The organism is Paenibacillus polysaccharolyticus, assembly GCF_023714295.1.
Lineage (GTDB): Bacteria > Bacillota > Bacilli > Paenibacillales > Paenibacillaceae > Paenibacillus > Paenibacillus polysaccharolyticus_A.
The window spans coordinates 1,902,372-1,926,545 of sequence record NZ_JAMAUN010000001.1; the positions used below are offsets into that span (position 1 = coordinate 1,902,372).

Sequence of the window (24,174 nt, forward strand, 5' to 3'; positions counted from 1 at the left end):
AAAATAAATTATTCAACTTACACTTTATCTTCAGTTATAAACTCTTCTACTCTATCTCTTTTGGTGTACATGTCGTACCAAATATCAGCGATTTTATCCTGAACGCCTGAATTCGGCTGCATCCAGATTCCGATCGAAAGATGACCTGCATATACTCCTTTGTCCGCTAATTCGCTGTTCAAATTAAAGATATAATTACGAAGTCCTGAGATTGCAATTCCTACATTACCCATCATCGGTACTGGGTGGACTGAAGCACCTCCAGTTGTAAATAACAGAGCACCTCTTTGCTTATCCAGCATATTCGGAAGTACTTGTTTAATGCTCGATAAAGCACCTAAAACATTATATTGAAATTGGTATAACGCATTTTCTTCAGTTACATCTAATGTTGGCGCTACGGAGTCAAAGCTCGGCGTTGGACTGTACTCAAGAACATCAATGAATCCGTATTTCTCTTTAACAGCAGCAAATGCCTTCTCAATTTGTTCTTTATTCAATATGTCCGCTTGAAATGAAGCAGCTTCGATTCCCAATTGTTCTAATTCAATAACCAGTTGGTTCAACTTGTCTTCATTTCGCGCAATAAGAGCTACGCGGAAGCCATTTTGTCCGAATTTCTTCGCAATGGACATTCCTAAACCTGCTCCTGCTCCAACAATCGCTATCGTTTTCATTTCATATCTTCCCTTCGAATAGAGTTAATGATCAGTAAGATAAATAATGGTCAACGTGTTGTATATTTATCTTTTGTTTATTATGATCAATGAAAGATCAGCATTCAATGTTTAATAATTTTGATTTTGAGAGATAAAATACAGTTTCAACTCAAATGTCGTATATCTAACAAAAAAAAGTTAAGGGAACGGGTCATGATGAAGAAAAAAACTGATTTGCGTATCATTCGCTCCAAACATTCGATAAAAAAAGCATTTATAGAACTTCTCAATGAGAAGGGATACGAGGGGATTACGATCCAAGATATAGCCGATAAGGCGATGATTAACCGAAATACATTTTACCTTCATTATCAGAACAAACCCGATTTGTTAAATGTATCTATGGACGAATTATTAGAAGAACTAAAGAGTACACTCAATCTTTGTTCGAGTAGCAAATCTAGTATAAGTGGCTCTATGCTTGAACAACTGATGCAAACCATACTGGAGAAAATTAAGGACAATATCCCCTTTTACAAAGCATTCTTACTGGATGAGAACAGAATTTATGGTTTTCAATCAAAAATGGAGGAGATTATAAAAAATACTGTGGAAGATGGCTTGGATCATACCCCTCTGAAGATTTCAAAGGAATTATTACTTCAATATATCGCATCTACTTTTATGGGCATTGTAATATGGTGGGTTAAAAATGATTTTTCGTATACTCCGAGTGAACTTGCCTCTCAATTTGGAAAAATTCTAACTCATGGACATTTAACAGCTGCGGGTATCCCAATCAATGATTAAAGTTATTAATGCTTACAAACAATATCTGAGTATACGAAAAACATAAATATCGTAATCAACATTGTTTTGTGTACTTAATCTTTCTGTATGTGACGAACTCTGACCTCAGGCAACAAAAACCTGTTTTTAAACGGAGAAGTCTTTTATAGGTGTGCTTTTATCTAGCCACCATGGATTTATCCATTTCGTCAAAGAAACCAAGTTCTGTCCTAAGTTGAGAACGGAACTTGGTTTCTTAAAAACAAAAAAGCCGCTATAATAGCGACTTCAATGACGACATATTCTTGTCCCTCGACAAAAGTTCCTTCATCATAAATGTACTATTCCCATCGAGGACATAATCTGCAAATGGCCCACAATACGTGAAGCCAAAACCTTCATATAACTTGCGAGCTGGAATGAATGCATCCGCGGAGCCGGTCTCTAGACTGATCCGTTTGTATCCTCGGCTTATGGCTACTTGAATGATGTGAGAAAGAATATATCTAGCTACACCTTTACGCAAATGATTCTTAGCTGTCCTCATCGATTTGAGTTCTGCGTGTTCCTTGTCCAATTCCTTGATAGCCCCACAGCCAAGAAGCTCATCTTCCTCCCATGCGCACCAGAAAGCAATTTCGGGCTTTTTCAACCCGTCCAGATTAAGGGCATGCATGCTTTCTGGTGGAGAATCCTCTGCCATTCCTTGCAAATGTTCTGCAATTAATCCAATCACCTGTCCCCCGCTCAAATCATCTACGCGAATATCCATTGTAACCACTCCTGCATTAATATTAAGTATGAACTATATCCGTTAACCTTTTACTCATAGACTAGAACCCAGTATTTCGCCCCAGGCTCCCCTTCCTCAACAACAGTTTTCCATCCCCGCTTTTTATAGAAATTCAATGCAATTTGATTTTCGGAAACACATTTTAATGTGACTGGCGTTCCCAGTTCGGATATAGCCCGTTTAAGCAACAGATCGCCAATACCTTTGCCAGAAGCGCTGGGGTGTACAAATAAATTATGAATAAAGCGGTTAGGTACATACAATGAGGCGAACCCCAGGATATGCCTGTTCTCCTCTGCCAGAAGGATTTCTTCCTCCAATGTATCCCGGTCGAAATCATCAAGCGTCATTTTATCTGTGTTGGCCCAATGAAAACTCTCACGGCGGGAATCAAGATAAATTTGTCTCAATTGTGGATAGTCTGCAATACTGGCTTCTCTAATGATCATTCGATCAATCCCCCTAACTTCTAAGTTTAGATTTAATTTTCAACTAGGTATTGGCCTCTTCCGCATTGGCTTCGAATTGCTTTATTCCCTCTTTGAGTTAGCTAACACAAGGTTAACATAAAACTTTGGGAAATGCTGTTCTCCATGTGGGATACTCAAGTTTCCAACCACATTCATGTTTAGCTTTACTGTTCGAAGCGCCTCTCTCCCACGGACTCGAACCGGATTCAATTTCTGGTCTAGATGCAAGTAACGCGTCTGCATATACGGGTAGCCACTCTGTACCTTTTGCAGGTTCATCATCTACGATGTTATACGTTCCTGTAGACCACCCCAATGCGAGGACAGCAGCATTCGCGGCATCTTGCACATGGACAAAAGAAGAGACACCGTCTGTTGCCTTTATCTCCTGATTCCTTACTTTTTCAGCGGTAGCCCCAGCCTTATCATACCAAGTTGCTGGTCCATACAAAGTACCGTATCGTAAAACCACATATTCTGAAATTTCCTTTACTGCTTCTTCCAGGGCGACTACACCGTTAATTGTCGTATTTCTAGGCATAGGAGCGTATATGTCCAATGGCGTTTCTTCCGTTGCAGGAGTTGTGCCAGGTTCATAGGCCCAAGAAATACTCTGAGCAATCATTTTTTGTACTCCCGCCTGTTTTGCTGCATCTACCAGGTTCCGGGTTCCTTCAATGCGTATACGTGCATTTTCTGCTGAGCTCCCTTGACTTAATGAGGTTAATTGATGAATTACAACATCAGGTTTAATTTTCGTTAGAACCTCCACCATCTGCTCTCGATCAAACACATCTGCAAGAATGGCCTTTGCTCCTGTTTGTTCGATGGCCGGTCTCTGCTCTTCTTTCCGCGTCATGCCAAAGACTTCGTGTCCAGCATGTACGAGTTGCGGAAGCAACAATCTCCCGATAACACCACTTGCACCAGCAACGAAAACTCTCATATATGTAGACCTCCAGGTTCATTTTTCATTCTATTCATTTTTACGTATCTTTTTTAGATTCCATAGTTAGGGATAGAATTCCCATTGCTACAGAGATGAATACCATCACCATTATTCCTTCATTAAAATGACCCATGCGATCATGCAGATAACCCGTCAACAATGGCCCAGTCGCTCCAATCAGAAATCCTATGCATTGCGTCATAGCCGCCCAAGAGGTAGCTTCCTCAGACGAAGAAGTCATTTCAACTGGAAGCAAATTGAGCAGTGCAAACAGCATACCCGACCCTAAACCGCAAATGAATACAGCAAACCATAAATAAGTGGACAAGAAGATGAGTAATAGACCTGCAGCTTGCATTATGGCGGCTACGATGAGCCAGTTTCTTCTTGATGGATGGCTTTTAAGTAACTATTGCACAATGGCACCACTTGGAATTTGTATTAAAGCGAACAGAGTAACCATAAGCCCGGCATGCAGTTTGGAAGCACCTGCTCCAATAAGGATTAAGGGAAGCCAACCTAAAAGGGAATAGAATACTATGGATAACATTCCGAATTGTATGGACAGAATCCATGCTTTTCTTTTATGCCAAGGTGGCTCAAACGATTTTCCGAATGAAACGGTTGAGTTTAATTTAGATTTCGAAGGTAGCTGTCTCAGCATATTCAACCATAGTGGCAATGCCAGAACAACAGGTATGCCCCAGAAGGACAACGACATTTGCCATGAATGAAGCCTCTCGTACAAAGGTGAAGTAAGACTTGAACCTAGAGCTGCCCCCAATGCTAAAGCCATGGAGTAGATTGCAATCATGGAGGGTGCCTTGTCAGCCATATGTTTTTTAATAAAACCGGATAACAACGGTCCCATCATAGCAATACCTACGCCCGATAACAATGTAGTGAAAAATAACAACGAAGCGGAATGGATAAACAGGCGTAAAAGTGTGCTTCCCCCAATCAGTGTTAAGGAGAAGGTGATGACCTGCTCGACCCCCTAATTTTTCACTCAATTTTACAGAGAACGGAGCAAGTATTCCCATACATAACACCGGAATCGATACGAGCAGGCTGGATACAGCACCACTTAGGTCAAGGTCATGTTGAATGCTTCCCAAGACAGGTGCAATAGATGAAACAATAGGTCTAAGATTAAGTGATGCCATAAAAAGGGCTGTAACGCATAGCCAACGATTCAATTCATAATCTTTGTCCATGGGTAAAATTACGATCGATGATATACTCTCGGGTGCTGAGCTCTCTGTGGGTGCTCTAAGGCTATTAGTTCTAAGGTTTCTCATGCAGTTGGCTTCTTTCTGTAGGAATTGGATTTGGCATGATTCATATTAACATGATATATTGGTCTTCATTAGATCCATTATTCATACATTTTGACCATACCACTTTAGAATAAAGGAGATCCCTCATGCAGCCCGGACGGAGTGAAACCAAAACCAGACAAGTATACTCGTGGATCAGAGACCGAATTATGCAAGGCGTGTACAAAACAGGGACTTCTCTCCCCTCCACTCGAGAGCTGGCCAAAGAACTAGGGGTCTCACGCGCCCTTATTGTAGAGGTGTATGAGCAGCTGACAGCTGAAGGATATTTGGAAGGTAAACAAGGTTCTGGAACCTTTGTAAGGGATATAGGCTCAAGCAAACCGCAACATCTACTGCCCGAAGAAAGGATTGACATGGATGTGGATATCTCTCCAGCCAGTGGGAGTCGTTTATCCTATATCGATTTTCGTCCCAGCTTTCCTTCTCTTGAGCATGTTCCTCTCCAGAAGTGGAAAAGAGTTGCACTAGATGTGTACCATAATTTCCCCCCTTCTATGCTTGGATATCAGGAAGATATGGCTGGCGATATGGAGCTTCGACAAGCTATTTGTGAGCATCTTCTCCATATCAAAGGCCTTCACTGTCTACCTTCGCAAATTATCGTTACGGCTGGTGCAACTCAGGCTTTTTCGATACTTAGCAAGCTTTTATTGACGCCTGGCGCAACGATTGCAATGGAAGACCCAACGGCAACATTTATTCATAACATCTTCGCTGAAACGAGTGCCCGGATTGTACCTGTGCCCGTAGATAGCGATGGTCTGTGTGTAGAGCAGCTGCCAACCGATGTGAAGCCCACATGTATTTTTGTAACGCCGTCCCATCAATTTCCCTTTGGGAGTATTTTGTCGATCAGCAGGCGCCTCCAATTGCTGGACTACGCTCGAAACGCAGACGCCTACATTATAGAGGATGATTACGACAGTGAGTTTCGTTACGGGGGAATGCCTGTTCATGCCTTGCGAGAGCATGATACAGAGAGGGTAATCTACGTAGGAACATTTAGTAAAAATATGTTCCCTGCATTAAGGCTCGGTTATATTGTAGCCCCACAAGAGTTGGTAGAATCGATCGTGCAGCTCAAACGTATGGCTGACATGCAGTCTCCTGTATTATCACAAGCAACATTGGCCAGATTTATGAACGAAGGGCATCTGAAACGTCATATTATGCGAATGAAACGGATCTACCATAAACGAAGAACTCACCTGCTTCAAGCGTTAAAGGATACATTTGGAGAGAACGTTCAGATATCGGGTGATGCTGCAGGATTGCACCTTATCGCAACTTGGTCGGGACGAAACGCCGATCTGTTGACTGCAATGGAACTGGAGGAACATCATATCAAAATCTACCCCGCCGAGCGATATACTATTCGCAAAGATCAGCATAATGACAGCCTTATCATGGGTTTTGGCAATGTGAACGAGGCCCAGATTTCGGAAGGGATTCAAACGCTTGCGCAATTTATATAATACCGTGAGCTGTTATGCGCTCCAGACGATCCAAAAATCTCAAGTAAAAAAGGAAGGGCTTCTGCCCCTCCTTTTTTGACATTGATCCTTTAGATAATCATATGATTCCCTCATCGAAATAGGATACCTGAACATTTTTGCTGACGATTTCTTGTAGACCTTCCTTGTAAAATGGCATGAGTACATCCGCTTCCTCGATACGAACCCAGGCTATTTGTCTGATCTCATCAGGTCTTGAAATATATTCACCCCCGCCCACAATACATGCTCTGAAGGTAATACATATGCCATGTTCCGAACAATCTTTCTTCCTATACTCGTTAATGGCTGCCACTCCACCGAGCTTTACCTGTAAACCTGTTTGTTCGTATACTTCACGAATGGCGGCAACTCCCAACGTTTCATGAGGTTCAACTGTACCACCCGGTAGAGACCAGGTTTCTGATCCTATGTTTTGAACCATTAATAGATGTGAATTATTCGCGTTGGTAATCACTGAATAGACGGTATGCACACGGTTCATACTCTACCCCTTTCTATAGACTTACGATTATGACCCCGAGAAGAATAATGCCAATGCCTGTCCATTGACTCTTCGTCAGCTTTTCTTTCAGAATCCATCCAGCCATAAGTATGGTAACGACACTATATAATGACGTAAGTGCTGTTGTGCTCGTGGTATAATCAACGGTTTGTCCCATATTAAAAGAGAGTAAAGCTCCTGTATCCAGCAGAGCGGCGACAACCAGAATCAGACCGGTAGACAGGCCTATGCGCGGGAGTTGGATTTGTTTTACCCGAAGAAGTATAAACGCACAGATAAATTGGATGATCCGTGTGACGAGTACAGGAAGAGTCACCCCCAGATGAGGAGTGATGTATCCGATCGCCCAAAAATAAAAACCGATGCAGATTGAGGCGATAATGGCCTCCGGTATGCCCGACAACGTCACTTGTTGTCCAACGCTTTTACTTGATCTCGTTACCGTCAACACACCAATAATGAGCAGTATGACACCAATCATTGAATTGAAAGGCAATCGCTCACCGCCAACAAAAGCAAGAACTGCAGTCACGACTGCAAATCCCGAGCCGATTGGAGAAACAATGGATAGAGTCCCCTTTTCAAAAGCCCGATATAATAGTAACGTACCTACAAAATTAACTACACTGACGCCGGCTATAGCCATCCATACCATTATGTTTTGATCCATATGAGGCGATTGCGTAAGTACATACCCTCCCAGCAAAAGAGAGGCAATGAACTGAATCCCGAGCAAGGCAGGCAATGTTTGAACCTTTCTGGTGGCCTGGGTAACCATAAAGTCCGACAAACCAAAACAAAGTGCTGCAATCAGGCCAAATACCATACGTTTATCCTCCGATATTCGCTTTTTCCCTATATTTGTATAACAATACGAAGCTGAACATAAACAGACTTGCAAAAAGCGTGACTAGAGGTAAACTCCACACGTTTTCTTCGGGAAATATAAAGGTTAGTAGCGGTATAGCGTACAGGGCAGGAATGCGAGCCTGAAACAGGCGGGATATCACGACGACTACAATCATATCGATGAATGCAGCCAGCACCTGCGAATCCACCTGCATAAAAATGAGAACGCCAAGAGTAGCAGATAGTGTTAGCGTAGATGCCTGCATAAATGCAATTTTTGCTGTGTACATCGGCTTTTGGAGCGATTCGTAAACGACTACATAAATAGGCGGAATCACTGCCAATTGTTCATAACCCAGTAACCAGCAAATACTAAGCCAGCATAGTGAAATTCCTAGGAAAATCACCATGTATTTGTATTGGATCATCGACTTGGTTACGAGATTCTTATGAAGGTGAAACACAACTACTCCAGCCATTAAAGTCAATGTGAAACCAAATACAATCCACACAAACGACCAATCCTCTGTATGAATAGCGAGTGGTAATAGACCAGTAGCAATAGCTGGTGCAAGATTCGAGCGTATTAATCTTAAAAACAACATCATGATCATTAGAGTAAGAACTACTTTGATTGGATAAAGGACCTGAAACTGATTAATGACCAGTCCTATCGTAGCTGTTACGGTCGGTGCAATGAAGATGACAGAAGGTCGTCTAATCCACCCTGGTTCTCTGTATACCCACATAGCGATCGCCATCGCTGCAACCTCTGGCAAAATGATCTCTGAATGCTGTAACCCTACGGATAAACTGATCATGAATAAAATAAATGATATCGCAATAACGTAAGACCATTTGCCTGTTTTGTTCGTTGCGGAATCCGCTAAGTTCATATGTTCCCCTTTCGTTCCAACTTCGCAATCTCTGCTGTTGAATCGTCATAGCTATGATTAATGTGTGTTTATACAGCATGCTGTTGGATTAATGCTAACATGAACATTTTGAATGTTTTAAGTACCACTATATGCATTTTTTGACATACCAATTTATAAGGTCTTTACTATTGTGAAGATGCCTTCTATGTTCCTAGAAACCCGTTGCAATTGTGTATTTAACTTGTAGATGGCCTGTGTGAGGATAAAATAAAAAGTCGCTAAATTAGCGACTTTAATCAAAGCATATTTGTTCCTTAATAGAGTTCTTATATTCATTCTGAGTCTCCGCATCAAGGTCTAACGGACCGAAATGAAATTAACTTTTATTCAATATTCCCAGATATGCACTCCAGGGTCCAACATCCATCCTGTATCTTTCCGCCATAACCCTGACAATTTGCGCAATGTGCGTAAAATCATGAACGACCCAAGCAGAGAGAAGCTCCCTTAACTTCACCAGGCCGAATTCTGGGTGCAAGCCGGTTTTCTCCAGGTCAGGATTGGAAAGAATGATATCTTTGAGCGAGGAGATACTTTTCTTTCTGATCATGCTGAATTCCTGTAAAGCCTCTTCCGTGGTTCGTTCCGATGTCTCCTTCAAGTGCGAGAAACGGTCAAAGGTAGGAAACCGCTGAGGTTCCCCTTCCACCACAATGGATTGTACTCGTGGAATCCAATTATGCTTCTCTGCTTCAATGAGATGTTCCATCACTTCGTGTGCATTCCAGGTTCCTTCACCTTCATTACTATGCAGCCATCCGTCCGAAAGGCCAGATAAGAAATGCCCCAGAGTTTGCGGCGTACGCTCCAAAATCTCAATAGCTTCATGTAAACGGAAATTCGTATTCATATCAATACTCCCCTCTCCTCTATTAAATAATACTCAATGAATCTAACTATGCCCATCTCTTTTTACTTACTTGAGTCTCAATTGGATACGTTTTTATCCTTGTTCCTTCTTTTTTTTAACATTCTCAGATGGATGTCACCATATTGAAAAAAATTTATCACGTTAAACGAGGAGTATAGCTCTAACGGGTCTTGTACATAAAACAGAACAGACTTAAGTCTAGTACCTTATCCACCCACAGCCAAGGGATGCAATCCGTCCTTAGTCAGGTGTGTATTCGATCCTCAATTGGTATATTTTTTGAAGTAAAATATGATGCAGTTGGAAGGGGAACGAGTAAGTGAAAGTTTTGCTACGTATTCTGATGTATGTTTTTGTAGTTATCATCATAGTGGGAGGAGCGGGTGTCGTCGGTTTCATTCATACGTCAAATGCCGGAATGTCCTTGTATAATCAAAGTAATCCGCCTAGCCTGGATCAGGTAAAGATACCAGCATATGATGCTAATAAGCCAACGGTAGCTGTTTTACTGTCTAATGAAGTAACGGAGGTTTTTGATTTTCTAGTCCCATATGAGATGTTCGCTCTCACAGGAAAGTATAATGTATTCAGTGTTGCACCGGATTCAGGAATCAAATCACTAACCGGAGGATTAGATGTCATTCCCCATTACTCTTTTGCTGACATGGATCAAGTGCTTGGCAAAAGTCCAGATATTATCGTGATCCCTTTTATGCCGATCCGGGATGAGAAAAAATACGCTCCTGTCCGTGAATGGATCCGCAAGCATTCCAGTGAGAAAACGATTTTATTATCCATATGTAATGGTGCAGAGAATCTGGCCGATACGGGACTGCTGAACGGTAAAAGCGCTGCGACACACTGGGGAGACATTCAACGTTTGATCAAAAGTTATCCGGAAATTCATTGGGTAAACGATCAGCGTTATGTTCCTCAAGGTAACATCGTTTCTTCAGCTGGTCTTACATCCGGCATGGATGCGACCCTTTATGTGATTTCGGAGCAGTTAGGTGAGACAGCCGCAAAACAGGTGGCGAATAAGCTTCATTATCCCTCCTACCATTATGTAATCGATCCGACAATGGAACCTTTCACGGCAGGATTGAGTGATATTACATACATTTTGAATCAATCCTATCAATGGAACAAAGCCAAAGCCGGCGTACTGTTATATCCAGGTGCAGATGAATTAGATTTATCCGCTGCCTTCGATACCTATGGAGCATCTGGAACAACAACGACTTTAACGATATCCCGTGAACCTCGACCGATTGTAACAAAGCATGGTTTGAATTTGGTCGCGCGTTATCAAATGAACGATGTTCCCTCGCTATCCAAGATGATTGTTGTCGGCTCTCGAGCCGAGACTACAGCTGCCGAGGATATTAAGCAATGGAGACAATTAAACAACAATACGGAATTGTTACTGTTACACAAAAATATGCAGGGAAGATTTGCAATGGACCCTGCGTTTGAAAATTTATCTGTTCAAGAAGACGTGATGACTGCCAAATTTGCTGCCAAACGTCTCGAATATCGTGCCACAGACCACTTAAAACTGGAAGGAGTCCCCTTCTCTAGGGAATCATTCGGAATACCTGTTATTCTTGTTCTGCTCTCGCTGTTGGCTGGTTATGTTTTGGATCGGCGATTATTTGTAAAAAAACAAAGGTTACTTAGGGAGTTCGCTTCTAAGTGAACGTTATACAACGGATTGATATCTTTCCTCTGGTAATCGGTACAAGTTCCTGTCTTTCCCTCGGGACGAGAACTTGTACCGATATAATAAAAAAAGCCGCCAAAAAAGCGACTTTTTATACCTCTCTTGTCTATGACCACTTGTATTTATTGGAACCTCAATGCGGAGATCCATTAACGTTTGTTTAGAATGGTTACTTGAGAAGATGAATGCATTCCATAGCTTGAAGAACATCTAATGAAACAAAATCTTCTTTCTCAATTTGAAAACTAGCTTTATCTTTGTACCAATACTTATATATGTCCTCGGAATTGTATGAGTAGCTACGTTTATACCAGTGATCCTGTCTGATATCCTCTATATTTTTATAGTCTTTAACTTTTCTATTGAAATCAAACTCTTTTTGTTTTATAGTTTGTTTCTCAGCGGAAGTGTTAAGATCATACTCGTATTGCTTGTAACTATTCCCCCTTAAAAACTCTGTAATTACAACTTTTCCATCAGCTACCGAGATGGTCGAATTAGAATCATATGGGAACGAAATGTAATACATATAACCAAAGAAACTTCTTAAATTCCATATAGAACCACCTTGTTCATATGATAAATATTTTTCCTCACGTCCTTCCCATAACAACCGCAAACCAAATTGATTTATGATTTTCGGATAGGAATCAAATATAACGCCATCCACTATATTAGACCTTTGATATAAACTTTTCCCATAATAATCCCAAACATAAGAATCATATACATTATTCTCATTGAAGCTACCATTATTTATTTGATCCAATAAATAAACAGTGGCGAAATAATTACATTTCCAAGACACCCATGCACCGTTATGAAATCTCCTATTGTAAATATGTTTAATGTCAATATGAACTGTTTCCTTAGCCTCGTCATACGAAACAGTGTTATCGAATAGTTCCTCCATATCTCTATCAATTGCATACTTTAACCAACATGCTTCATAAGCTGAATCAGAAAATTGATTCTTTAACCAGACTTTTCTCTGCAGTTCGTCTGATAGATCGTAGGCTATCCAATGATCATAAGCTATTTTTATGATTTTATATTTTTCTTTCCTAAGCTGATAACCATTCATATCTTTATGTTCAATATCATCATATATGAAATAATAATCATCTTTCCAATAATGAACATTGCGTTTTCCTGTCTCTTTCTTATCACTTATTTGTTGATTTATCATATTAGAAGTCAATATGTAATTATTGTTTATATCCCAGTAACTCGCTACAGCGAATAGCTTTTTCCAAAGTAGTTGTTTTGCCGGGTCTATCTTACTGCAAAAAAATCTTTCTGCCACCTCCATATATTTCAATAAAACATCTATTTTCTCTTTCGTAATTTCATTTGCCCACATATCAGATATACTTAATAGATATTGAATTTGGCGTTTGCCTGATTGGACTTCTAACGATGCAAACAACCGGTAATCTTCATTTAACCTCCTAATAATACTTGCTTTTATACACTGTTCTTTAAATCTGACTTTTATATCGACTACATCACTAATCTCACGATTATCCTTATGTATATTCAATCTTACAATCAATTTATCTAGTGTTTCCTGAGCGAAAAATTCGAATATATTTGGATATAGTGCACTATACTCAGTTAGTAATTCAATTGTTTGAAACCCGGACTGTTTCCACTCCCCATAATTCAGATTAAGTAGTACATAATCTAATTGTTCAAGCGCATTAATGTTGACATATTCTTGTTGTGATTTGTAATAATAATAAATATATCGCAAATTAGATACCAGGTTATCAGAATCATTTGTTTTAGGCTCATATATATATTCCCAGAATAATGTTATGCGTTTTTGAATTAATTCATCACCTTTTATTGTTGTCAGCAAAATATTTAAAAACTCAAAATATTCTCTCCAAAATTCTGAAATGTCATCTTTTTGGGATTCAGAATATATGATGGAATAATAAGCATCGAATGTTATATATTCATCCTGAGCTTCACCCCTAATAGATCGTAAGAGGATATAAGTGTTCTTCAAAAGTTTAAGGGTTTTATCATTAATTTCTTTTGTTTTTTCCTCTAATTTTTTCTCTTCTGAGCATTCCTTATAGAAAATATCAATATACTTCTGATCATATTGATATACAAATTTCTGGTTTTCTTTGATTTCTTCTCTTAATTTGTTCTCTAACAAAGATAAAATTGCTTTTACATTTTCAAATTCATCCAGTTGTTTTCCCCTGGCATTCAATCGAATGTAATTGGTAGAAGCAGTATTTTCTGCATCTTTAGCAACTTCAGAAAGAAAATCAAAGCAAATTAAAGAACCGGTTTTTAATTGATCATAGAATTCCTGAGCCCTAAGAATATCAATTTTTGTTTCAGAATTGTCTATAAAATCGCTAAATACATTAATAACAGAAACAACGGTAGTATCTGTAAGCCACTGCGACTTAAACCACGCTTTCAATTTAATTTGCTCTAAAAGTGTGAGTTTATTGCGGCCACAGCTTTCAAACATATTTAGCCACATGTCTTTATTCTCTTTAATTCTCAGAAAGCTGAAAAACTCATTTGCATAATTTCTTGTCTCATAGGAAAAAGACTTCAGATCGCAAAAATGTGCAAATTCTCCCTCTGCTGAGTTTAATGCCAAATACCAATGCAGTAAATATAAGAACGTGAGCCTTTGCTGACCATCAATAGGATAAAATATGATATTATCACCTTCATCTTCATGCAAGCCATATACAATATTTAGACTTAATTTTTTTCTCGACTGTAAGCTCTCTTTAACGTCTTGGATCATTCTTAATCGTTTGTATTTAATACTTACTTCATCCAGTCCCTGAACATAATCACGTTGAATGGCAGGTATACATATATTATATTCCCCTAACAACCTATAGAAGGAACATTCTTTTTTGGATATGGGTAAGACACCATTATCGACTACTCTCATTTCTTTTATCCTTCCGATCTTTTTTTAATGTCTAGAAAATCTTTAATTGTCTGAATAATATCATCTGCATACGCATATCTACTCTCATACATCCAGTATTCATCTGTGGTTCGTATTATTGAATTTACATCTGTAAAAGCTAAAATAGTCGCCAAAGGAATAAATTCTCCCGATTTCATTTTTCGAAAAATTGCTTGTTTTTTTTCGTTAAATGGTTTATTGCCGACACTTTCGCTTCCATTAACTATATTATCTAACAATGCCATATTTCCTATTGAATTATCAGACATTAAAACATTAAACTCTTCTTTAAAAAATTGACTTACCTCGGCTTCAATTGACCGGTTTACTCTGGTTAATATATCCTTCAGCAAAGAATGATAATGCGTACATATTTTTATATTATCTATGCTTTCTACATTATCGATGATAACTTCATACATCTTTGTAAATATTTCATTCAAATTAGGTCCTTCTTTACCATCCTCATACTCATAAACTATAGAATTCAATATAATTAAGGATCCATCCATATATTTATCAATATACCCCTTAATAAAATCAGCAAATTGTATATTTGGTAATAATTCCTTTAACACTTTAATGCAGTTCTCGCGTTCATTTTCAAACAATGAGACAATCTCTTCCGTTTTAATGTTTTTAAATATATCAATATTGCTCGCTATATGTTTAATTATATCTCCCTGGTTTTCTCGAATTCTTTTATTATTTTCCAAGATCCTGATTTTTGAAAATAAATCTATGGATTTTTGAATCAGCAATAATTTTCGCGCATATTCTTTTTCGTATCCATTCTCATCATGATTTTGTTCTAAAAAAGATTTAATTTCTTCCTTGTCTTTAGTCCAATTAATTATTCCAGAGTTATTGAGTTTTAAGGGAGAATGGGAAAGTTTCTCTTTCCCGTGTAAATAGTTAATATACTTAAGGATAATATTATTCTTTAATACAATCCTTCTACTAATTTCTAAATTATTGGATAAAAGACTTAAAAGATCTTTTTGTACCTTTAGTTTGGTTGCGTCAGAAACCCTAGTTTTCTGAGGGAATATATGCTCTCTAGTCCACTGACGCTTGATATTATTATGCTCAAGAAAATTATAACGATTACCGATACCTGTGGATTTAGATAAAATTATCAAATTGTATAACAGCAATACTTCACGCAATTCGTCACCTTTGCCGTATCTGATGGATTTTATCTTTTCTTCAATATTTTCTTCTCCATACATCATTTCTCTAATTTTATTTTTAATATAAGGAATTCGTTCATCCCGGTCTTTTTTTAATAATTCATAAAATGTTTCATAACTTTTCAGATAAAAAAAACTATTTTTTCCGCCCTTTTTTTGTTGATAAAGTGTGATAAAACTAAGTAAATTGTATATACTAGTTTCCTTTCCAGTTCTTCTCGTACTTTTATCATCTTCTATTTGAGTTCTTCCGTCGCTTTCGTACAACTCTTTCAATTGTTCAAAAATATCTACGATTTTCCCCCAAGTTTTATCATTATTTGGATGCTGCTGCACTCTTGTAAATAACGAATATTTAAATGATGAACTTAATTCTTCTATATAACGATCCACTCCCCGTCTAAGTTCTGATTCTTTTTCCAATAATAGATATTCAAATAAAACATCAATTCTAGTCCTACTATGATTATTAATACTATACTGGTTTTCATGAGGCACAAAAGCCCAAAAATCCGGTTTTCGCAATTCATTTTCAATAGAGTACCATACTTCCGAAATGGCAAACTGCTTTTCTTTGATCTTGTTTCTTTCAAGTCCTTTGTTTAATCGGGAAGGATTCAATATCTCTGCTTTTATAAGTTCAGCATCTGTCAGTTCTATTTTTCCCATGTTAATCTTTGAAAATTGTGTTATTTCCGAGTTTCTCTTATCATTGTCTGTGGCATTGATTGGGTACCAAATGAAAGCACAATCATTCAACATTCGCTGCTTTAAATCAATCAAATTATTCATTTGATTTTTCCCCAATAATTCATTTAATTTATTGACAGATGTACAAAAAGCATTGAGCATGTATTCGAAATCCAAATTTTTCTCTACATTCGCTTCTATCTTATACCGTTTAAACGTTTCCCATAAACGCTCTTGGTTCAAGACCTCCATTGGCAGTTCAGCTAAGTTTCTATAATCAGTTAAAAAACTCAAGAATATATCACTGCTTGTACGGCTCTCATATTCTAAATTCATCCTTAGGTTTGAATCATGAATAATGTTGACCGGATTTTTTGAAATTAAATAATTAAAAGCCCCTACTATAATAAATATTGTTGTTAGTCGCTGTTGGCCATCTATTATATTCCATTTCAGCTCAGAGCTAGTAACATTACTTACTACAAGAGGCTGAAGATAATACTTCTTATTTTGCTCTTCATAAATATCATCAATAAGTTGTACGACTTGGGTACTCCCCCAACGGTAGCCTCTTTGATAGGAAGGAACAACAAAATCTAATCTCATTAAATCTTTCACCGATATATAATTCAGATCATTACTCATATACCTAATCATTCCTTATTATTATGAAATATTTTGTTAATTGCAGGCTCAATCTATGTACGTTTTTTTCAAGGTGCGAAGGAAATTTACTCATAATCTATCTCAAGTTCATTTACGTAATCAGACATTTCTTCGGATAGTTTCTCCTATTTTTCCTGATATTGTCTGGATATATTTTGATTTGATGCCAACAAAGACTTGATACTGTTTATTTCACTTTGTAATTTGTTTGTTATTTCTAAAACTTCTTTTTTTGGAAAATTTAGGTTGAGGTGAACCAGTTGAATTTTGAAGAGACACTCGCTCTAACCAATTCCAATTGCCAGCTATCTCCGTTTTAACATCGTTGAGATCTGTTAGATAACTCGAAATTTTCCATTCGATATCTTGAAACTGGTACGTATCATCATCCATTGAATATTTATTGTCATCCATGTTATACAGGATATCTTGTACAACAAAGTATTGATCGCTATTGAATGGTTTTACTTTTGCGGCCGATACTAGCTTTTGTTTGTTGCTATTCATTTGCTTCCAATGAATCTCATATGATTCAATAACCGATGTAAATTTAGAAGCGAAATTTTCACGCTGGTTGAGCTTTTCTTCAGCAGATTCAACTGCATTCTGAAGAGAACGATTTGCTTGCGATACTGCATTTTGTTCATTTTCTATTTTCTTTTTGTTGGCGGTCTCCTGTTTCTGAAAGGCCTCAATTTCAGCTTGTGTATCATTCATTTCTTTCACTTCATTGGAAAGTGATTTCACTGCTATGTTGAACTCTCGAACGCTACTTTCTTTGAAAACAAGTTCACTCAGGATTCCATCGTTGTTGGGAAAATAGAGGATTAACTCATCATTGTCAAAAGTCCCATTGATCGTTTTTCCGTCAAGTGCATTAAAGAATCCTCCAGAGAAATTTAGACTTACAGAACCTTTACTACTCACACCTGTAAATGGAAAGGAATCTGATTTTATGGATTTTCTGTTTCCTGATTGAACGCTTCTTGAAAATTGCATACTTCCATGAAGCCGATCCTTCTGGTTGGTCCAACTGATGAAAATTTGTTCTCTTTGTTGTGAATTACTATGTAGGAATCCCCTCATAAAGTTATCATTTTCTGTAGATACAGCTGTTTCAGAAGAATTTCCACCTTCAATAGCAATTTGGGTTTGTATCTCTACCTCTTTTGACTGGCAGCTAGTTAGCAAAAACATAGCAGTGGATAGCATGATGGCAACAGAAGTTTTTCTCATGAATATCTCCTTTTTTTATTGGATAGTGATGAATAAAAAAATCAATTCAAAGTGTATGGATGGAAAATTACGAAGTTAATTAAATCTACTCTGAGTTTCCAGTTTCTAAGGTAATAATATTATATAACGATATGATCCCAGAAAAAACTAAATTCACCTGTTGATATGATTCTGGAACAGTATTAGCGCATTTCCAACCTCAAAGTTTCTTAGTTTACATCTATTTTTACGGAATTCGATTGAATTATTTATGACGTTTGCGTGAAAAAACTGATCCTCCCATGCAAGAAGCAGCCCCGTCAGGAGCTGCCTCATATTATACCTTATTTTATAATTTGATCACTTTGCGCTAACCCAACAGCTTACTCGCCATCCGGATAAGGATTAATCTTCTGAATCGTTCCGTCTTCGTTGTATTTCAGCTCGGAATATTTAACGCATCGTTTGTGGTTGACACCTTCCGACAGGGAGCTGTCGTGATAGAACAGATACCACTTGTCTTCAACTTGCACAATGGAGTGGTGGGTTGTCCAGCCGATCACCGGAGAAAGAATTTCTCCCTTGAATGTGAATGGCCCCATCGGGTTCTTTCCGATCGCATATACGAGCTTATGCGTGGTTCCTGTAGAGTAGGACAGGTAGTAATAGCCGTTGTATTTATGCATCCATGGACCTTCAAAATATCTCCGGTCCTCATCCCCGGCCAGAATCGGATTCCCATCTTCATCGACAATCGATATCTCGGCAGGTTTGCCCTGGAAGGACAGCATGTCGTCGCTAAGCCGTGCAACTTGCGGTCCAAGCGCCGGCTGGTCAGGAGCCGGTCCTTCTGCATCTGGCACGAAGCTGCCAGTCTGCCATTTCTCTAGCTGGCCACCCCAGAGTCCGCCGAAATAGATGTATGACTGATTGTCGTCATCCACCAGTACGGCCGGATCGATACTGAAGCTGCCTTCCATATAATTCGGCTGCGGTGTGAACGGGCCGGCCGGAGACACTGATGTTGCCACACCCAGACGGAAGATACCATCATGGTCCCTTGCCGGGAAGAACAGGTAATAAGTATTGTTCTTATAAGCGGCATCCGGTGCCCAAAGCTGCTTGGACGCCCATGGAATATCTCTCAGATGCAATGCTTCTCCGTGATCGACCACCGGGGAGTCGAAATTGTCCATGGAGAGGACATGGTAGTCTTCCATTTTATACTGGTCACCGTTATCGTTACTCGGCTCGTCATGATCGAGGTCATGGGAAGGATAGATATAGATTTTGCCTTCGTAGACATGGGCGGACGGGTCCGCAGTGAAGATGTGGGTTACGAGCGGCTGGTGGGGCTTAGGTGGTTGTTGTTGATTCATAAGGCATCTCCTTTGGTATTAGAATAATTGAATCCAAGAAGGATACATGTACTGTCTCCGGGATTTCATGCCAGGACATTTGGGAATACAGATAGGAATGTCCGGCAACGTAGACTCCCTCTGCAATCAAAGCAAGCGCTTACAATATCTGATGTAATTTTACACTCCCCGTTAGCTTTTTCCTATACACATACTAAAGGTCTTCCCCGAAAAAATGTACTAATTCCGCCTATCTCATTATATTGGAAATATAAACCGATTGCTTGTGTTTTGCTTACCTGGCTCAAACACGCCCAACAAGATGAGGATTTGCCTGAATATATCAACCCTGCTGCTTTATCCCGTTATGTTGCAACGCTCATATCTGGCATGTTGATTCAGGCCGTGATCGGTGCTGGCCGTGAAGATCTTGAAGACATGATTAATATCGCTCTCTCAGCATTGTCTCCTAGCCATAATTAACTCTGTTTTCAATCGCAAGATCTATATCTTTCATCTGATAGATAGCAATAAAAAGACACCCCGCATAGCGGAGCGCCTTTGAAGAAGTATTTATTAAAAATTATCGATTGTATCTGGTTTATTCCATCAAATCGGTTACTGCCCCTTTGGAAGCGGAGGAAACTAATTTAGCATATTTGCCGAGTACACCAGATTTCACTTTCAGCGGAGGTTGTACCCACACTTTCGCTCGAGCAGCTAACTCTTCTTCTGGTACCTCAACTCTCATCTCCTGAATATCACTGTTAATGGTGATTATATCCCCATTTCGGAGCAACGCGATCGGTCCGCCTACTTGTGCTTCAGGTGATACATGGCCGACTACAAATCCGTGTGAGCCACCCGAGAATCGACCATCTGTAATGAGAGCAACTTTCCCGCCCAGCCCTTTGCCTACGATGAGTGCTGTAACGGAAAGCATCTCAGGCATACCTGGTCCACCCTTCGGACCACAATAACGTATGACTACGACATCGCCTTCTTTAATTTCATCGTTCATGATCGCTATTGTTGCTTCATCTTCGCTATCATACACCTTAGTTGGGCCAGAGAACTGCTGGATCTTCATACCAGACATTTTGGCAACAGCACCTTCAGGAGCGAGGTTTCCTCGAAGTACAACTAATGGTCCATCTGGCTTCAGCGGATTATCGAGTGGACGTATAATCTCTTGATCATTGGGAAGTGGGTCAGCTTCTGCTAAATTCTCCGCTAACGTTTTACCAGTTACCGTGAGGCAATCCCCATGAAGTAATCCTTCAGCAAGCAATAGCTTCATGACCCCTGAAACGCCACCGATATCATTCAAATCCTGCATCACATATTGGCCACTTGGCTTCAGATCTGCCAAATGAGGAACACGCAAACGAATGCGCTCAAAATCATCTAAGGTTAAATCGACTTCTACCGAGTGCGCAATCGCTAGCAGATGGAGAAATGCGTTAGTTGACCCCCCCAGAGCCATAACAACAGTGATCGCATTCTCAAATGCTTTCTTCGTCATAATGTCTCTTGGATAGATCTCTTGTTCAAGCAGTGAGATGACCTGTTTACCGGCTGCTTCGCATTCCTTTGCTTTATCCGCTGAAATCGCTGATGTCGAAGAAGAACCCGGTAAACACATACCCATGGCTTCTGCAGCTGCGGCCATCGTATTAGCGGTATACATACCCCCGCAAGCGCCTGGACCCGGGCAAACACTGCATTCTACTTTGTGCAACTGTTCATCTGTTATTTTGCCATCTTGATATTGACCAACGGCTTCAAAAGCAGAAACGATATCCACTTTTTGGCCATCGAGATTACCTGGTTGAATGGTTCCACCGTATACATAAACGGAAGGAATGTTCATGCGTCCAATAGCCATCAGACATGCAGGCGTATTCTTGTCACAACCACCGATTGCAACAACGCCGTCAAAACGCTCGGCTCCGGTCACAATTTCAATCGAATCCGCAATAGCTTCCCGACTTGGTAGTGAGAACAACATCCCGCCATGACCCATTGAAATCCCATCTGAAACGGTATTGTATTAAAAATCAGTGGAGCACCTCCAGTATTGCGTGCGCCCTGCTTAGCTTGCACTGCTAAATCATTAATGTGCATATTACACGGTGTGACCTCACTCCACGTACTCGCTATTCCGATCATTGGCTTTTTAAAATCCTCATCTTGAAAACCAACTGTACGCAGCATGGCTCTGTTCGGTACCCGGTTAGCGCCTTCACTGATCACCTTGCTTCGAATACGAAGATCTTTTTTATTGTCCATGTTTCTTCCCTCATTTCAAAGTATTTCGTTCAGTTCCTGCATCGGCGCTCTTTCTTTTGCGGACATACGGACCGGTAGGGCAAAATCTTTAGGAATTGGCATGGTTTTCATCCTCATCACAATTATTCTTATATGCAATATATCGCATACAGGATGGAGAAGCAATGGTTATTTCATGATAACAAGAACCCTACAAGTTTAAATTTGCAATTATAAACCGATCGGTTTATACTGATACAAAAGGTTTAGAAAGTGAGGAAAAATCAATGAATAATTTAACTCCCCCATTCACTCTCGAGACAGCAATCCAAAAAACTCGTATGGCAGAAGACAGCTGGAATAGCCGAGACCCTCAGCGCGTCTCACTTGTGTATACTGAGGATTGTTATTGGAGAAATCGGAGCGAATTCATAACAGGACGCCAAGCGATTGTTTCTTTACTAACTAGAAAATGGGCCAAAGAACTGGAATACCGCCTTATCAAGGAGCTTTGGTCATTTACCGACAACCGTATTGCAGTTAGATTCGCATATGAATGGCATGATGATAGCGGCAACTGGTTCAGATCGTATGGAAACGAGAACTGGGAATTTGCAGACAACGGCTTGATGAAGCGTAGATTTGCTTCTATTAATGATATGCCGATTAAGGAAGCCGAACGAAAATTTCATTGGCCGCTCGGCACACGCCCTGCTGACCACCCAAGCCTAAGTGAGTTAAACCTATGACTCGAACTGTTTTTGAAAAATCTGATGTCATCCCTCTCGTTACGGAGGTATTCCGTGAATTAGGTTATGAAGGTGCCTCTTTAAGTAAAATTACAGCCCGTACGCGTCTATCTAAAGGAAGCTTATATTATTTCTTTCCAGGTGGGAAAGATGAGATGGTTGCTGAAATTCTTACCCATATCGATCAATGGTTTGTCAAAAATATTTTTGAACCGCTCGAGAAGAATGAACCCCGAGCAGCCATTGATCATATGTGGCAAGAGGTCGATACTTATTTTCAATCTGGACAGCGCATATGTCTTATTGGCGCATTCGCTTTGGACGGAACAAGAGATCGATTCGCTACTGTAATTCAGCAATATTTTATAAGATGGATTGAAGCCTTAAGCGCGGCACTCGTTCAAACAGGCATCTCTAAAGATACTGCTGATCAGATTTCAGAGGAAACAATTGCTAGTATTCAAGGAGGATTGGTTCTGAGTAGAGCGCTCAATGATGAATCCTTTTTTGAACGTACGTTGGCAACTCTGTCACAACGAGTCTCAACTTATGTTTCTAAAAGTAACTCCGGTCACTGACACATAGGTGTTTTTTAACGTTTTCATTAGTGACTTTATTTTAGGGGAGGTCCATATCATGAGCCATTTTGTCGCAGATCAATTGAAATTTGTTCGCCGTCAGGCAGTTGATTATGTAAGTAATATAAAGGACTCTGCATCCGAAATCATTCCAACAGGTTTGAAAAACAATATAAAATGGAATCTAGGCCACATGTATGTCATACACGAGAAGTTCGCTTTCCAACTTACCGGTGAAGAAACCAAATATCCTGCTAACTTTAGTAAGTTTTTTGATCCAGGAACCAAACCGTCTGACTGGAATACAGAGCCTCCAACAATGTCTCAATTAATCGACTTGTTAAGTGAACAAATGGAAAGGGTTGAATCGGTACTTTCAAGCAAATTGAAAGAAGAAATCAATCCTCATTACAAGTCTTCTACAGGACTTAGCTTTACGAATGTAGAACAATTGCTGGGTTTTCTGATTTACCATGAAGCAATGCACTTTGCAACAATTAAAAATATCAAAAACATAATTGACAGTTAGGATTATCGCTTCACGAAAACCAACAAACCGACCTTATATTCTCCTAAACTCGGAATAAGGTCGGTTTTTAAAAAGCAATATTGGAGATCGTTTTGAATTACCGGATAGCAAGTTTTTGGCAGGATGGCTGAGGTCTGATAATGATTATGTTCCTGCATTATTAATCAGTATATCCAACCGGTCATAGTCTTCCATCATTAAACTTGCAAAAGCTCGAAATGCTGTTTACTCATATTCGTCCCCTGCCCTTCTCTTCATTCAATTACTTCAACTCACATGGACTCAATTATTTTCTTAAGATTAGGATACAATTGATCGAAAGCTTGGCACATATGCGCATCAACTGCGGATTTATCCAATCCTCTGTGTTGATTTGCATGATCTCATATAATCCTTAAAGAACGTTTACAATAAAAAAGGGTCTCGACAAATATAAAATGTACCCCTTGTAAAGGACAAATTAAAAAAGGTTAGGCTGCTTCAAGCTGTCGTCTGTATCTTGCAGGCGGCAGCTTGTTTAAGTTCCATTGACCTCGATAATGATTGTAATAGATCATGTA

21 protein-coding genes and 1 pseudogene are annotated in these 24,174 nt (G+C 39.4%); 7 read left to right on the forward strand and 15 right to left on the reverse strand.

Going from position 1 to position 24,174, the window contains the following annotated elements; genetic code table 11:
* Positions 1–17 precede the first annotated feature (17 nt).
* Positions 18–677: an SDR family NAD(P)-dependent oxidoreductase gene (locus tag M3629_RS08700; protein WP_251504253.1), complete on the reverse strand. Its 660-nt coding sequence runs from the start codon at positions 675–677 to the stop codon at positions 18–20.
* A gap of 195 nt (positions 678–872) precedes the next feature.
* Between M3629_RS08700 and M3629_RS08705 the strand changes: the two genes are divergently transcribed.
* Entirely contained in the window at positions 873–1,469 is a 597-nt protein-coding gene (locus M3629_RS08705) for a TetR/AcrR family transcriptional regulator (RefSeq protein ID WP_251504256.1), read from the forward strand.
* 253 nt (positions 1,470–1,722) lie between these two features.
* Here M3629_RS08705 and M3629_RS08710 read toward each other — a convergent pair whose 3' ends face one another.
* The 5 genes from M3629_RS08710 to M3629_RS08730 form a co-directional block, all read right to left on the reverse strand.
* Positions 1,723–2,220, reverse strand: coding sequence for a GNAT family N-acetyltransferase (locus tag M3629_RS08710; RefSeq protein ID WP_251504259.1), 498 nt, complete (start codon positions 2,218–2,220; stop codon positions 1,723–1,725).
* Positions 2,221–2,270: 50 nt separating this feature from the next.
* Positions 2,271–2,690, reverse strand: a complete 420-nt coding sequence (locus M3629_RS08715; RefSeq protein WP_251504262.1) for a GNAT family N-acetyltransferase — start codon at positions 2,688–2,690, stop codon at positions 2,271–2,273.
* A gap of 112 nt (positions 2,691–2,802) precedes the next feature.
* Positions 2,803–3,657, reverse strand: coding sequence for an NAD-dependent epimerase/dehydratase family protein (locus M3629_RS08720; protein ID WP_251504265.1), 855 nt, complete (start codon positions 3,655–3,657; stop codon positions 2,803–2,805).
* Between the two features lie 40 nt (positions 3,658–3,697).
* Positions 3,698–4,018, reverse strand: coding sequence for a hypothetical protein (locus M3629_RS08725; protein WP_251504268.1), 321 nt, complete (start codon positions 4,016–4,018; stop codon positions 3,698–3,700).
* Positions 4,019–4,069: 51 nt separating this feature from the next.
* Positions 4,070–4,642, reverse strand: a complete 573-nt coding sequence (locus tag M3629_RS08730; protein WP_353056737.1) for an MFS transporter — start codon at positions 4,640–4,642, stop codon at positions 4,070–4,072.
* A gap of 444 nt (positions 4,643–5,086) precedes the next feature.
* Here M3629_RS08730 and M3629_RS08735 point away from each other — a divergent pair, with 444 nt between their 5' ends.
* Positions 5,087–6,478, forward strand: a complete 1,392-nt coding sequence (locus M3629_RS08735) for a PLP-dependent aminotransferase family protein (RefSeq protein ID WP_251504272.1) — start codon at positions 5,087–5,089, stop codon at positions 6,476–6,478.
* Positions 6,479–6,575: 97 nt separating this feature from the next.
* Here M3629_RS08735 and M3629_RS08740 read toward each other — a convergent pair whose 3' ends face one another.
* From M3629_RS08740 to M3629_RS08755, 4 genes are all read right to left on the reverse strand, one after another.
* Positions 6,576–7,001 carry an NUDIX hydrolase gene (locus tag M3629_RS08740; RefSeq protein ID WP_251504275.1) on the reverse strand — a complete coding sequence of 142 codons (426 nt, stop codon included), beginning with the start codon at positions 6,999–7,001 and terminating at the stop codon, positions 6,576–6,578.
* Between the two features lie 13 nt (positions 7,002–7,014).
* Complete coding sequence (locus M3629_RS08745) at positions 7,015–7,848, reverse strand: EamA family transporter (RefSeq protein ID WP_251504311.1); 834 nt, start codon at positions 7,846–7,848, stop codon at positions 7,015–7,017.
* Positions 7,849–7,852: 4 nt separating this feature from the next.
* Positions 7,853–8,767 (reverse strand): hypothetical protein, encoded by a 915-nt coding sequence (locus M3629_RS08750; RefSeq protein ID WP_251504327.1) that lies wholly within the window; start codon positions 8,765–8,767, stop codon positions 7,853–7,855.
* A gap of 358 nt (positions 8,768–9,125) precedes the next feature.
* On the reverse strand, positions 9,126–9,659 hold the full coding sequence (locus M3629_RS08755; RefSeq protein ID WP_251504330.1) for a DinB family protein: 534 nt from the start codon (positions 9,657–9,659) through the stop codon (positions 9,126–9,128).
* A gap of 340 nt (positions 9,660–9,999) precedes the next feature.
* On the opposite strand from M3629_RS08755, the gene M3629_RS08760 reads away from it, so the two are divergent.
* Complete coding sequence (locus M3629_RS08760) at positions 10,000–11,379, forward strand: DJ-1/PfpI family protein (protein ID WP_251504332.1); 1,380 nt, start codon at positions 10,000–10,002, stop codon at positions 11,377–11,379.
* 193 nt (positions 11,380–11,572) lie between these two features.
* On the opposite strand, the gene M3629_RS08765 is transcribed toward M3629_RS08760, so the two are convergent.
* The 4 genes from M3629_RS08765 to M3629_RS08780 form a co-directional block, all read right to left on the reverse strand.
* Positions 11,573–14,344 (reverse strand): DUF262 domain-containing protein, encoded by a 2,772-nt coding sequence (locus M3629_RS08765; protein WP_251504335.1) that lies wholly within the window; start codon positions 14,342–14,344, stop codon positions 11,573–11,575.
* Between the two features lie 5 nt (positions 14,345–14,349).
* Positions 14,350–16,893, reverse strand: coding sequence for a DUF262 domain-containing protein (locus M3629_RS08770; protein WP_251504338.1), 2,544 nt, complete (start codon positions 16,891–16,893; stop codon positions 14,350–14,352).
* Positions 16,894–17,106: 213 nt separating this feature from the next.
* Positions 17,107–18,150, reverse strand: a complete 1,044-nt coding sequence (locus M3629_RS08775; protein WP_251504341.1) for an OmpH family outer membrane protein — start codon at positions 18,148–18,150, stop codon at positions 17,107–17,109.
* A gap of 362 nt (positions 18,151–18,512) precedes the next feature.
* Entirely contained in the window at positions 18,513–19,508 is a 996-nt protein-coding gene (locus tag M3629_RS08780; protein WP_251504344.1) for a glycoside hydrolase family 43 protein, read from the reverse strand.
* 309 nt (positions 19,509–19,817) lie between these two features.
* Here M3629_RS08780 and M3629_RS08785 point away from each other — a divergent pair, with 309 nt between their 5' ends.
* Entirely contained in the window at positions 19,818–19,970 is a 153-nt protein-coding gene (locus M3629_RS08785) for a hypothetical protein (RefSeq protein ID WP_251504346.1), read from the forward strand.
* 118 nt (positions 19,971–20,088) lie between these two features.
* Here the strand turns inward: M3629_RS08785 and ilvD are convergent.
* A pseudogene (ilvD, locus tag M3629_RS08790) lies at positions 20,089–21,779 on the reverse strand (dihydroxy-acid dehydratase).
* Between the two features lie 266 nt (positions 21,780–22,045).
* Here ilvD and M3629_RS08795 point away from each other — a divergent pair.
* The 3 genes from M3629_RS08795 to M3629_RS08805 are packed head-to-tail and all read left to right on the forward strand — an operon-like array spanning position 22,046 to position 23,614.
* Positions 22,046–22,507 (forward strand): DUF1348 family protein, encoded by a 462-nt coding sequence (locus M3629_RS08795; protein ID WP_251504349.1) that lies wholly within the window; start codon positions 22,046–22,048, stop codon positions 22,505–22,507.
* Positions 22,504–23,085 carry a TetR/AcrR family transcriptional regulator gene (locus M3629_RS08800; protein ID WP_251504351.1) on the forward strand — a complete coding sequence of 194 codons (582 nt, stop codon included), beginning with the start codon at positions 22,504–22,506 and terminating at the stop codon, positions 23,083–23,085. Before M3629_RS08795 ends, M3629_RS08800 begins: the two co-directional genes overlap by 4 nt.
* 58 nt (positions 23,086–23,143) lie before the next feature.
* Positions 23,144–23,614 (forward strand): DinB family protein, encoded by a 471-nt coding sequence (locus M3629_RS08805; protein WP_251504354.1) that lies wholly within the window; start codon positions 23,144–23,146, stop codon positions 23,612–23,614.
* Positions 23,615–24,174 lie beyond the last annotated feature (560 nt).

Bases quoted from the DNA above. Each gene is read 5' to 3' on its own strand.
- M3629_RS08710 (WP_251504259.1), bottom strand. From the start codon at position 2,220: ATGGATATTCGCGTAGATGATTTGAGCGGGGGACAGGTGATTGGATTA.
- M3629_RS08775 (WP_251504341.1), bottom strand. From the start codon at position 18,150: ATGAGAAAAACTTCTGTTGCCATCATGCTATCCACTGCTATGTTTTTG.
- M3629_RS08740 (WP_251504275.1), bottom strand. From the start codon at position 7,001: ATGAACCGTGTGCATACCGTCTATTCAGTGATTACCAACGCGAATAAT.
- M3629_RS08755 (WP_251504330.1), bottom strand. From the start codon at position 9,659: ATGAATACGAATTTCCGTTTACATGAAGCTATTGAGATTTTGGAGCGT.
- M3629_RS08720 (WP_251504265.1), bottom strand. From the start codon at position 3,657: ATGAGAGTTTTCGTTGCTGGTGCAAGTGGTGTTATCGGGAGATTGTTG.
- M3629_RS08735 (WP_251504272.1), top strand. From the start codon at position 5,087: ATGCAGCCCGGACGGAGTGAAACCAAAACCAGACAAGTATACTCGTGG.
- M3629_RS08800 (WP_251504351.1), top strand. From the start codon at position 22,504: ATGACTCGAACTGTTTTTGAAAAATCTGATGTCATCCCTCTCGTTACG.
- M3629_RS08780 (WP_251504344.1), bottom strand. From the start codon at position 19,508: ATGAATCAACAACAACCACCTAAGCCCCACCAGCCGCTCGTAACCCAC.
- M3629_RS08705 (WP_251504256.1), top strand. From the start codon at position 873: ATGATGAAGAAAAAAACTGATTTGCGTATCATTCGCTCCAAACATTCG.
- M3629_RS08715 (WP_251504262.1), bottom strand. From the start codon at position 2,690: ATGATCATTAGAGAAGCCAGTATTGCAGACTATCCACAATTGAGACAA.
- M3629_RS08745 (WP_251504311.1), bottom strand. From the start codon at position 7,848: ATGGTATTTGGCCTGATTGCAGCACTTTGTTTTGGTTTGTCGGACTTT.
- M3629_RS08805 (WP_251504354.1), top strand. From the start codon at position 23,144: ATGAGCCATTTTGTCGCAGATCAATTGAAATTTGTTCGCCGTCAGGCA.
- M3629_RS08765 (WP_251504335.1), bottom strand. From the start codon at position 14,344: ATGAGAGTAGTCGATAATGGTGTCTTACCCATATCCAAAAAAGAATGT.
- M3629_RS08700 (WP_251504253.1), bottom strand. From the start codon at position 677: ATGAAAACGATAGCGATTGTTGGAGCAGGAGCAGGTTTAGGAATGTCC.
- M3629_RS08770 (WP_251504338.1), bottom strand. From the start codon at position 16,893: ATGAGTAATGATCTGAATTATATATCGGTGAAAGATTTAATGAGATTA.
- M3629_RS08725 (WP_251504268.1), bottom strand. From the start codon at position 4,018: ATGCAAGCTGCAGGTCTATTACTCATCTTCTTGTCCACTTATTTATGG.
- M3629_RS08750 (WP_251504327.1), bottom strand. From the start codon at position 8,767: ATGAACTTAGCGGATTCCGCAACGAACAAAACAGGCAAATGGTCTTAC.
- M3629_RS08795 (WP_251504349.1), top strand. From the start codon at position 22,046: ATGAATAATTTAACTCCCCCATTCACTCTCGAGACAGCAATCCAAAAA.